The sequence below is a fragment of the Lactobacillus sp. UMNPBX17 genome (assembly GCF_002553735.1).
Taxonomy (GTDB): Bacteria; Bacillota; Bacilli; order Lactobacillales; family Lactobacillaceae; genus Lactobacillus; species Lactobacillus gallinarum.
The window spans coordinates 1-2,025 of record NZ_PCYT01000116.1; the positions used below are offsets into that span (position 1 = coordinate 1).

Here is a 2,025-nt window from a genome sequence, read left to right on the forward strand (position 1 = left end):
CATTAAGTAACGCTGAATGTACAGAACCATTATTTTTTATTTCTGATTTATAAACCTGGCCAATAAATACTCCTTGGTCACTTTCAACTAATACAAAATAATTTATAGTACCTGGAATAAATACACTTTCATCATTAAATCTGTACTTAATTAGATCCATATTCTCAGTTTGAAAAGTAAAAGTTGAACCATATACAGAAGAAACCTTACCTAAATAAAAATTATTTTTTTCTTCAGCTTTATCGTTCAATTTATTGTGAAAAAAGTTATCTATAAGACTCATATTGTTACCCTAAATAATAATCTAATCCATGTTCCTTATCATTCATTGTTGCTTTTAAGAAGACTATAGATTTAGTATTACTTGCCATTTCTCTCAATTTCTTCCAATTATCATTCTCTTTCTCTTTATAATATGTCTCCCTATCCTTTATTTTTCCAATATCATAATCCGTTACTAAACATCTTAAAGATTCATTATTTCTAAGAGCGTCCATTATCATTTGAGCAATATGATTATCTGCAAAACTAAAACCAGAAGTAATTAATAAAGTATTAGAACGCCTAAGTAAAGATTGAAATTCTGTAAACAACTCAAAATATGGGTCTTCGTAGCTCTGCATATATTTATTAGAACTTGGGAAGATCATTAGCGGTTTCTTATTACTAGTCATCCCTCTATGAATCTTTTGGTCATCACCCCTAAACCAATCAATTGAGCCATGTATTTTCAACAAATTCATAACCTTTTTTCTATAAATATTTTCTTTGGTATTTAAATTAGGCACTGACTTCACTAAATTCCAATTAAACATATCTGCATCAAAGATAGGATTACGTTCAAAAGTAAATCCATCAAATATTGTATAGCCATCTAATGCAGGCCTCTTCAACCATTAAATCATAATTAGTAGTTATAATATTTAATTTGGATTCATGTGATAGTCTATCATTAAGATCATTAATTACAGCTATATGATTCATCTTGGTATTATCATAGTTATAACTAACATTAACTTTGATAGTCTCATAAATTTGATCTCTAATCTCTTTAATTCTATAAAAATTAGAATTGTGGCTAGTTTTTTCTTTAAAATTTAACTTAATATATAAATTCATATAAGATATCAATTTCTCTAGGTCAATATCCTGAACATCTTTTAGTGGTAAATTTAATATATTTTCTAACTTTTTTACATTCCAATTTTTCCAATAGCTTTTATTCTTTATAGCAGAAAAACACTTTTTATTTAGATCTTTCATCGTCTTTCCGTAAGAAGGATTACCACTTACAACCGACGCTCCCGCACCTAAAAATAGTACAATATTGTCAATTCTATTTGGTATAAAATTGGTAACATCGCTTTTAACGAAATTAGCATAGACTCTACGTAAGTCTTCAACACTAGTTTTGTCCAAATCTATATCTGAATCATACTCTGCTATATGAGTATTTAAAAAATCTTTTATCTCATCTTCTTCTGTTAATTCTAAATAACGCTTATTCTTATTAAAGAACAATATACTTTTATAATCACTCATCATTATTTTCCTTTAACTAATTATTCCTATAAACTATACCAGCCCTTAAATATGCTTTTATTTTCCTTTATCAGAAATTAATTGCTCATAGCTAAACCTAATCTCGTCCCAATTATTAGATTGATTAACAACATTTATTAGTGAGTGTTCTACACGTACAACAAAATATCTGTTTTCCATTACATTTGGCTCACCAAAATATTTACTATGATAAAAGGTATTTTTCAAAATTCTGTATTCTTTCTCTCCTACTTTCTTCTGTGCTAATGTTTTGAAAGTTTTACTATTATCTTCGTCCATTTCTGAAACCCCATCCAAACTAATCGGATAAGGATTGGCTTTCATCTCATATGTATATTTTTTAAGATTTTCAATTAGATTATTTATATTTATGACTAATATGACCAAACTAGAAGTAATTATATTTCGATTTATAGTAAGCTTCTCAAGATTATCTCCAATGATTATAAAGAAAAGCAATAC

General features: G+C 27.3%; 3 protein-coding genes and 1 pseudogene. All 4 read right to left on the reverse strand.

The window, feature by feature from the left end:
* Positions 1-283: pseudogene (locus CP368_RS09740) on the reverse strand (ATP-binding protein); the annotation flags it as partial.
* 4 nt (positions 284-287) lie between these two features.
* Entirely contained in the window at positions 288-893 is a 606-nt protein-coding gene (locus CP368_RS09745) for an SIR2 family protein (RefSeq protein WP_098046047.1), read from the reverse strand.
* Positions 856-1,542: a hypothetical protein gene (locus tag CP368_RS09750; RefSeq protein WP_233185885.1), complete on the reverse strand. Its 687-nt coding sequence runs from the start codon at positions 1,540-1,542 to the stop codon at positions 856-858. Before CP368_RS09750 ends, CP368_RS09745 begins: the two co-directional genes overlap by 38 nt.
* A gap of 57 nt (positions 1,543-1,599) precedes the next feature.
* Positions 1,600-2,025, reverse strand: a 426-nt coding sequence (locus CP368_RS10530; RefSeq protein ID WP_158227439.1) for a hypothetical protein, incomplete at its 5' end; no start/stop codon positions are given.

What these genes read in the sequence shown, in the direction of transcription:
- CP368_RS09750 (WP_233185885.1), bottom strand. Translation starts at nt 1,542, where the DNA reads ATGAGTGATTATAAAAGTATATTGTTCTTTAATAAGAATAAGCGTTAT.